This window comes from Microbacterium sp. A93, assembly GCF_051842835.1.
In genome coordinates this window covers 403538-412341 of the sequence record NZ_JBPXMT010000007.1, presented here as the reverse complement: position 1 = coordinate 412341, position 8804 = coordinate 403538, and the positions used below count along the sequence as shown (strand labels likewise).

General features: G+C 64.2%; 7 protein-coding genes. 4 read left to right on the top strand and 3 right to left on the bottom strand.

Translation table 11 applies throughout. The features are described 5' to 3' along the window. The 4 genes from ACSU1G_RS19495 to ACSU1G_RS19480 form a co-directional block, all read left to right on the top strand. The coding region (locus ACSU1G_RS19495; RefSeq protein WP_439281637.1) for a 3-hydroxyisobutyryl-CoA hydrolase at positions 1-936 on the top strand (936 nt) is incomplete at its 5' end. 15 nt (positions 937-951) lie between these two features. Next, positions 952-1860: a 3-hydroxyisobutyrate dehydrogenase gene (mmsB, locus tag ACSU1G_RS19490; protein WP_439281636.1), complete on the top strand. Its 909-nt coding sequence runs from the start codon at positions 952-954 to the stop codon at positions 1858-1860. 11 nt (positions 1861-1871) lie between these two features. Further along, positions 1872-2648, top strand: coding sequence for an enoyl-CoA hydratase (locus ACSU1G_RS19485; protein ID WP_439281635.1), 777 nt, complete (start codon positions 1872-1874; stop codon positions 2646-2648). A gap of 580 nt (positions 2649-3228) precedes the next feature. Beyond that, entirely contained in the window at positions 3229-3390 is a 162-nt protein-coding gene (locus ACSU1G_RS19480) for an alpha-L-rhamnosidase C-terminal domain-containing protein (protein WP_439281634.1), read from the top strand. Here the strand turns inward: ACSU1G_RS19480 and ACSU1G_RS19475 are convergent. From ACSU1G_RS19475 to ACSU1G_RS19465, 3 genes are read right to left on the bottom strand one after another with little or no spacing between them, the layout of a single operon-like run. Then, positions 3371-6172, bottom strand: a complete 2802-nt coding sequence (locus tag ACSU1G_RS19475; RefSeq protein WP_439281633.1) for a family 78 glycoside hydrolase catalytic domain — start codon at positions 6170-6172, stop codon at positions 3371-3373. The genes ACSU1G_RS19480 and ACSU1G_RS19475 overlap by 20 nt on opposite strands. Then, entirely contained in the window at positions 6169-7944 is a 1776-nt protein-coding gene (locus ACSU1G_RS19470) for a glycoside hydrolase family 3 protein (protein ID WP_439281632.1), read from the bottom strand. Before ACSU1G_RS19470 ends, ACSU1G_RS19475 begins: the two co-directional genes overlap by 4 nt. Further along, on the bottom strand, positions 7941-8804 hold the full coding sequence (locus tag ACSU1G_RS19465; protein ID WP_439281631.1) for an ATP-binding cassette domain-containing protein: 864 nt from the start codon (positions 8802-8804) through the stop codon (positions 7941-7943). Before ACSU1G_RS19465 ends, ACSU1G_RS19470 begins: the two co-directional genes overlap by 4 nt.

The window sequence follows — 8804 nt, the reverse complement described above, 5'->3', positions numbered from 1 at the left end:
ACACTCGCTCAATGGGCCACAGATGACTCTGTCGCCACCGTCGCGATCGTCGGTGCGGGCGAAAGGGGGCTCTGCGCCGGTGGAGATATCGTGTCGCTGTACAACGATGCCGTCTCCGGGGATGGATCTGCTTCTGCTGAGTTCTGGTTCGACGAGTATCATCTCAACTCTGAGATCGCCCGCTTCCCTAAGCCGATCGTGGCTGTCCAGGATGGGATCGTTCTGGGTGGGGGTATCGGCATCTCCGCGCACGCGTCGCACCGGGTGGTGACCGAGCGGGGGCGTCTGGGCCTGCCCGAGGTCGGTATCGGATTCGTCCCGGACGTCGGCGCGACGTGGTTGCTATCGCGCGCGCCCGGCGAGATCGGGACGTTCCTCGCGCTCACCGCGGCGTCTGTCAGCGCGGCGGACGCGATCGAAGCCGGGCTCAGCGACGTCTACATCCGCTCCGAAAGGATCGCGAACCTACTGGCGGCACTTGAGACGACCGACGCCGGTGAAACGGTCATGCTTCTCTCAGAAGACCAAGGAGAGGCACCGCTGCGTGCTGCGCGTTCCTGGATCGATGAGGCGTTCGCCACGGACGATGTCGATGAAATCATCAGTCGTTTGCGCGCGAGCGGGATCGCAGAAGCAGGCCAGGCCGCAGACGCGATCGTTGCCAAGTCGCCGACGGCGCTGGCTGTGACCCGAGAATCGTTGCGCCGCGCCGCTCAGCTGTCGTCGCTGGAGGAAGCCCTCGACCAGGAGTATCGGGTGTCGCTGAGGATGCTCAAGGCACACGATTTCACTGAAGGCGTTCGAGCGCAGGTCATCGACAAGGACCGGAACCCCAGGTGGGAGCCGGCCGGTGCCGTCGAAACGGCAGTTGTCGCAGCATTCTTTGACCCGTTGGATGTCCGTGAACTGGGCCTTGCTGCACGCACGGCCGCATGAAGGAGAAGTGAAAATATGACGAATATCGCATTCCTCGGCCTGGGCCACATGGGAGGTCCCATGGCGGCCAACCTGGTGAAGGCGGGCCACAGGGTCATCGGCTTCGATCCGATGCCCGCCGCCCTCGACGCTGGGCGCGCGGCCGGTATCGAGATTTCCCCGGATGCCGTCTCCGCGGTGGCGGATGTCGACATCGTGATAACGATGCTCCCCAGTGGCGCGCATGTGATTGGCGCGTATTCCGGTGTGGCGGGCGCCCCGGGGCTGTTGGCCTCGGCGAAGCCGGGGACGTTGTTCATCGATTCTTCGACGATCGCTGTTGATGAGGCGCGGAAGGCTCATGATCTGGCTATCGAGACGGGGCACCGGGCAGCGGATGCTCCTGTCTCGGGCGGTGTGGTCGGTGCGGAGAAGGGCACGCTGGCGTTCATGGTCGGAGCCAGCGATGAAGACTTCCAGACGATCCAACCGATCTTGGATGTGATGGGCGGACGCATCGTGCACTGCGGCGGCTCGGGTCTCGGCCAGGCAGCGAAGGTCTGCAACAACATGATCCTCGGGATCACACAGATCGCCGTCGCCGAGGCATTCGTGCTCGGCGAGCGGCTCGGGCTCAGCCATCAGGCGCTGTTCGATGTCGCATCGAACGCCTCCGGGCAGTGCTGGGCGCTGACGACAAACTGCCCCGTCCCCGGCCCCGTGGCTACCAGCCCCGCCAACAACGATTACGAGCCCGGGTTCGCCGGCGCCCTCATGTCGAAGGATCTCGGTCTGGCAGAGTCGGCCATCGAGCTGACCGGTGTCGATGCGCAGCTCGGGCGCCACGCGCGTGAGATCTACCGTGCGTTCGCCGACGGTGACGGTGCACGCAAGGACTTCTCCGGAATCATCAACACGATCCGTGCGCAGAGCGCGGACGCCTGACAGGAGCAACTGTGAGCGACTACGAAACGATCATCACCGAGACTAAAGGCCGTGTCGGCTGGATCACGCTGAACCGCCCCGAAGCGCTCAACGCGCTGAACGCGAAGCTCATCAGCGAGGTCGTTGCGGCGGGAAAGGCCTTCGATGATGATCCCGGCATTGGCGCCATCGTAATTACCGGTTCCGCCAAAGCCTTCGCCGCCGGTGCAGATATCAAGGAGATGGCGGACAAGGGATACATCGATATGTATCTCAACGATCCGTTCGCCGACTGGAACGACTTCGGCCGGCTGCGCACCCCCGTGATCGCCGCCGTGGCCGGGTTCGCGCTTGGTGGCGGATGCGAGCTCGCGATGATGGCGGACATCATCCTCGCCGCCGACACTGCGAAGTTCGGTCAACCGGAGATCAACCTCGGCGTCATCCCTGGTATCGGCGGCACCCAGCGCCTTCCCCGTGCGATCGGGAAGTACAAGGCTGCCGAGCTGGTGCTCACCGGACGCATCATGGGCGCCGAGGAAGCCGAGCGGTCAGGCCTCGTCTCACGAGTCATCCCTGCGGATGAGCTGCTGGCCGAAGCAGCGAAAGTTGCCGAGACGATCGCGTCGAAGTCGCTCCCGGTCATCTATGCGGCGAAGGCTGCATTGCAGGCGGCGCAGGAGACCACCCTCGCCGAGGGGATGCGATTCGAAAAGCAGGCCTTCGCGGCGACGTTCGCTCTGGACGACCAGACCGAGGGGATGGCCGCCTTCCGCGACAAGCGGGCGCCAGTTTTCACGCACCGCTAAGCACCCGGTGCTGTGCGCCCGCTGGGGCGTACAGCATCAGAGCGGGTCAGGTGGCTGCACCGGGTGGACCTACTCGCCGCAGAGTCGATTGAGGCCATTGCCGGGTGGGGTGCTTGAGCGGCTTCACCTCTAGCGCTTCCAGTTGGGGTGCGAGAGACTGGTCGGGAACTCAGAATTGTGACCGCCGATATGGCAGTGCGAGAGTCTGGATCCGTGCCCACATTTTGCGTCAAACTGAACAAGAACCAACCCCGCTGAGACGGGCTGAGACCAGATCTTCCGAGTCCTGAAACCGCGTAGATCCGGGGTTTCTGACTGATTCGGGACGAGACGGGAATCGAAAGATGGGGTTCAAATCCCTCCGTCTCCGCCATTAAATCCCTGGTCAGAAGCTATTTTCTAAAGACTCTGCGTCGGGTTTGCGTCAAATTGCCCACGGAATCGTCGGCCAAGAGTGTCCGTTCCGCCCGGCAAGCATGCGTGAAAGTGCTGATCACGTCGCATTTCCCTAAGGCTTGGCGCACGGAGACGGAGGGATCTTTTCCCTCGGTCTCTCACCGTCCCATTGCCTGACTCAAGAATGGATCGCGGAAGATCCATTGAGGCAGCCTGGCAACGCACGGCGGACGGAACCGAATACACCCTCTCGGTGCCAACTGGCGTCGAAGGTGTCGTTCTACTTCCGGGCGCTGAGGATCAGCGGATCGAGTCGGGTGGACGGTTTACAGCCGTGGTTGCGTGACGCCTCCGGCTCGGTCCTGAGAGCGCGTTGCCGCGAGATTGCCCAGCGCGCCCGCGAGGGCACCAAACGCTGCGGGCGGCATGTCATACAGCCCTGCTGGCAGCGGGTCCTCGACGTTCCAATCGATCCGGCGCCGCGCGAGCGCGGCATACGCGGGGTCCTGCTCTTCCAACGTCGCGAGGACAGTCGCCAATGCGTCCGCATCGTCGGCGATCTCGCGGAACGTTGATTCCAACGACGGCAATGGAAGTTCGCTGCGTCCAGTAGGCGCGGGGACCGTCCATGAGTGCGTGCCGTGGCCGACCTCAACAGCGGTTCCGTCTGGCAGGACAACTTCGGCGGTGGAGTGGACAGGCACTGTCAGTCGCAGCGCGATCGTTTTGCCTGACCGCTCCCACCCGCCGATCACTCGACCGGACGGCGTGTCGATTGTCGTCGCTGCGTGTTCGAGACCGTCAACGAGCGTCGGAGCGAAGCGAATTCGGCGGTACGCGCGTTCGATGGGGGTGACACCCGCGACCCTGCGGTGCAGCCAGTCGACGACGGCGCCGAACGCGTAATGGTTGAAGCTTGTCATCTCGCCCGGGTTAACGGATCCGTCGGGGAGCATCGAGTCCCACCGCTCCCACACCGTTGTTGCGCCCATTGTGACCGGATAGAGCCATGACGGATAGCCCGTCTGTAGCAGCAGTCGACCGGCTGTCTCAACATGACCCGTGTCCACGAGCGCGTCGAGCACGAGCGGAGTGCCCACGAACCCGGTCGCGATGTGAAACGCTGTGCGGCGGGAAACATGCGCCAGTCGATCGCCGAGTGCTCGACGCTGTCTGGGATCGGTCGAGATGCCGAAGACGAGAGCCAGCGCATATGCGGTGGGCGCATCCGCAGTCATGCGGCCGAGCGGAGTCACATACGCGGCCAAGAATGCCTGGCGCGTGCGCTCGGCGATCGCAGCGTAACGCGCGATGAACTCGGGACGCCCGACCCTGGCTGCCGTACGAGCCACGAGATCTGCGGATCGAAACAGATATGCAGTGGCGACGATGTCACCCGGCGTCTGTGCGAGGCTCGGGGCATCCGGCGGTGCCAGCGGATCGAGCCAGTCGCCGAGCTGGTTGTGGTTGGCACAGAGACCGTCCGCGTCCAGCAGCGGAAGGATGCTGTCGACCCAAGCGCGCATGGAGTCGAACTGTCGCACAAGGACCGCTTCATCACCGAAACGGTCAGCCAGTACAGTCGGGATCACCGTCGCAGCGTCTCCCCACGCCGCCGTCGGCGCGACCGGGAATCGCAGCACATCGGGAACGACGAACGGCACGATTCCATCGCGCTTGCTCTGCTCGAAGGCGAGATCCTCCAGCCAATTCGACAGAAAACCATCGCAGTCGAAGAGCGTTGCCGCCGTCGGGGCGAAAACCTGCGCGTCTCCGGTCCAGCCCATCCGCTCATCACGCTGCGGACAATCGCTGGGCACCGAGAGGAAGTTTCCGCGCATCGACCACACGACGTTCTCGTGCAACCTGTTGAGAAGGGGAGCAGAGGAATCGAACCAGGCAGTGCGACGCATGTCTGTGTGAATCACGACGGCGACGATGGCGCGGGGATCGAGCTCGCCGGGCCACCCCGAGATCTCGGCGAAGCGGAAGCCATGGAATGTGCCCATCGGCTCGAGAACGCGATGCCCGCCGCCATCCAGAATGTACCGATCGGTAGCACTCGCACGGCGGAGCGGCCGAGTCGCGAGCTCGCCGTTCTCAAGAACCTCTGCGTGGCGCACCGTAATCTCGGTTCCCTCCGGCCCGTTCACCGAAAGACGCAGGTTGCCCACGAGATTCTGACCGAAGTCGAGTCGATAGGTGTCGGCGCTGGTGCGCTCGATTGACACCGGCGCGATGGTCTCGATCCTGCGGACGGGCTCGAACCCTCGCGCGATCGGAACAAGCGGCGTTTCAATGATCACTGCGGGTGCGTGGTCCACTGGATCGCGTCGAAGGTCAACAGTCTCACCGGCATAGATGCCCGAGTCAACGACCTGCCAGGTACCGGTCGCGTGCCACGACGCATCCGTTCCGATCACTTGTCGACGGCCGTCTGCCCAGCGCAGGTGGAGCTCGGCGGCGACAGCCGGCTGCTCTCCATACACGCGGGTGCCCTGCGGGCCGAAGCCGTACTCCTCTGTGTACCAGCCGCCCGTCAGCGCAACGCGTAGGTCGTGCGAGCCGGGGGAGAGCAACGGTAGGACGTCCATCGTGTCGTGGAGGACGCGTGAGTCGTAGCTTGTCCACCCCGGGCCCAGGACGGAATCATCGATCGACGTGTCGTCGATGGTGACGGCGGCGATGCCGAGCGCGGAGACATGCATGACCGCCGAGACAAGACCCTCGGCGACATCGATGGTGCGCGACAACAACACCGGGTGGGCCGGACGAGTGGGCGTGGCCAGGCCGATGAACGGCGCCTTCCACTCGGCGACCTGCGCGAGGCGTACGACGAGCGGTGCACTCCAATCGGATGCCTGATCGTTCGCACCCACAACTCGCAGTTCTATGGTGTGCGGGGCGTCGTCTTGCAGGGGTGCGAAAGGCCAGGTCACGAAAACATGGTCATCCCCCTCGAGATGTGCGACCTGCGCTCCATCGAGGCGGACCTGTGCTCGTGCCTGTTTCCATCCCGAAGGGGCAGAGTCGACGATCCAAGACAGGCGAGGACGATCGGTCGCGACAAACGGGGTGTCCCTACGGCGCTCCGCCGAGACGGACTCAATGTGGACGGGAGTGCTCATCGGCTTACTCCTTCTGCTTTAAGCGAGGGTGTCGCACTCCAGCCTGCGGGGTACAGCGGGGCGACGGTGTCGCCTGGCACATCTGGCCTGCTCGCCGCGATCGCCGCCATGCTGCGCGGCAGTTCGAAGGGGAGCCGCCCTTCGGGAGTAACTTGACCAGTGAGCGCATCCAATAGTGCCGCGTCGGAAGCACCATAGTCGCCAACGATCACAGTGGCGAACTCATCGAGGGTCGTCAGGATCGCCGGGCGGCTGAGCGTCACCGAGATGATCAGTGGAACAAGCGCTGCGACCGCGCGCAGCTGCTCGACCACTTCGGTGGGGAACTCCAGCGAACCCTGCTCCATCCCCGCTTCGAGGAAATACTGGTCGCGAGGCTCAAACGGCGCCGACAGGCGCGCGATCGCGACTTCAGCATTGTCCAGGTCGGTAGCGTCCCAACCTGTTGGTAGCGAGATGGGGTCGAAGCCGCGGACGTGCACGCGGAGGGGGCCGGTCAACGGCAGCGCGTTGTCGGGGCACTTCAGCACGGTGATCGCCCGCGATTGAGCGAGGAGGCCTAGCGTGACGTGCTCAGGAGCGGGGATCAGCGCGGCATCGGGCACAGATGATCCCGAATCGTCGCCGTTGAGCCGCAGCATGACATCGACGATTCGCGTCGCCGCGGCGTTGATGCGGTCTTCGCTGACAAGATCATCGTCAAGCAGACGGAGCAGCTGTGCAGTATCGCTCTCGCCGCCGAGTTGGTCGACGCCCGCGGCAAAAAGACGCGCCATCCGACCCGCGGAGTCGAGATGTTCGACGCCCCACGCGCGGGCTGGGAATGGCTTACCGAACACGTGCGCGTCGGTGATGAGACCGAAGTCACTCAGCACGACACCGGTAAAGCCCAGCTCGTCTCGAAGCAGGTCTGTGATGAGCGCCCGGTTGAATGCGAATCCGACCTCCTCGACCCGGCGACCGTTGCGAGTAAGGCCGACCGGCATACCGTAGTAGGGCATGATCGCCGCGACGCCAGCGGCGATCGCGGTGCGGAACGGAAGAAGGTGCTCGTCGAAGCGTCCGCCCGGATACACCTGCTCGCGTCCGTAAGGGAAATGTGGGTCTTCGCCGTCCTTCTGCGGGCCTCCACCGGGGAAGTGTTTGACGGTGGCCGCGACGCTCGTGCTGCCAAGTTCTGGGCCCTGGAGGCCGGCGAGGAATGCGGAAAGTAGGCGCGACGTGAGTGCGGGGTCGGCGCCGAAGCTCTGTGCCTGGCGTGCCCACCGTGCATCGGTGGCGAGGTCGACCTGTGGGTGTAACGCCATGCGAATGCCCATCGCGCGGTAATCGTCGCGTACGATCCGGGCGAACTTCTCGACCAGCTCTGGGTCATCAAGGGCACCGAGACCTATCGGTTCGGGCCACTGTGAAACACCTTCGGCGCGATGTGTCGCGCCCATATTGCTGAGGAATGAGTGACGCGGGTCACTCGAGAAGACAATGGGCAGCCGAGATCCGTGCGATACAGCGATCTCCTGCAAGCGAGCGAGCACCGCCGCAGTCTCTACCGGAGACGGGATTGAGGCAAGACAGAAATGGCGGATGCCGTGATCCTCGATCAGCTCGCGACTGGACGGTCCGAACGGCGAAGGCGCATCCGGATCGTGGTCTGCGCCGATCATGAGGATCGGGTGAAAGAGCAACCCTGCTTTCTCTTGTGCGCTCAAGCCAGCGACGACCTCGTGCGCACGAGCGCGTTGATCGGGAGCGGTCGACTGAGAATGATTCATGACTTTTCTTCCATAACGGTCATAGCGGTTGCAGATTCGATCTTCGCCGCGTGCAGAAGCGTGCGGCGGCGTGCCTGCTCTTTCGGGTCGGCCACGGGGGAGGCCAGAAGGAGGCGGCGAGTATAGGGATGTGAGGGGGTCGATGTCACAGTGTCGCCATCGCCCCACTCGACAATTTCGCCGCCGCTCATGACGGCAACCCGATGGCACAGCACCCGCACGACATTGAGATCGTGCGAGATGAAGAGATAAGCGACGCCGGTTCGCGACTGGACTTCGAGCAGGAGATCGAGGATGTGTGCCTGCGTCGTGAGGTCGAGGGCCGAGACCGGCTCGTCGCATACGATGATGCGCGGCTCGAGGGCGATGGCACGGGCGATTGCGATTCGCTGGCGCTGCCCGCCGCTGAACTCACGCGGCAGGCGGCGTGCAGCGTCCGAGGGGAGATGGACGAGATCGAGCAGGTCGCCGACGCGACGGGCCGCATCCTTCGACGACATTCCGCTTGCGCGGAGCGGCTCGGAAAGTGTGTCGCCGATTGTGAGTGACGGGCTCAGCGAAGAATAGGGATCTTGAAAGATGACCTGCAGGTCGCCTGCGAGCGCGCGTCGGCGGTTCCGTGCAGCGTGCGAGACGTCTTCACCGTCGATCATGATGGTGCCGCCCGTGACGGGCGCGAGTCCGAGAACCGCACGTCCGAGGGTCGACTTACCCGAGCCTGATTCGCCGACGAGGCCTACGGTTTCGCCGGCGCGGACATCGAGGGTCACGCCGTGGAGTACCTCGACGGGCGGACGGCGGAAGCCGCGCGCCGGGTACGCGACGCGGAGTTCGCGGACATCGAGCAGCGGCGTCGACAC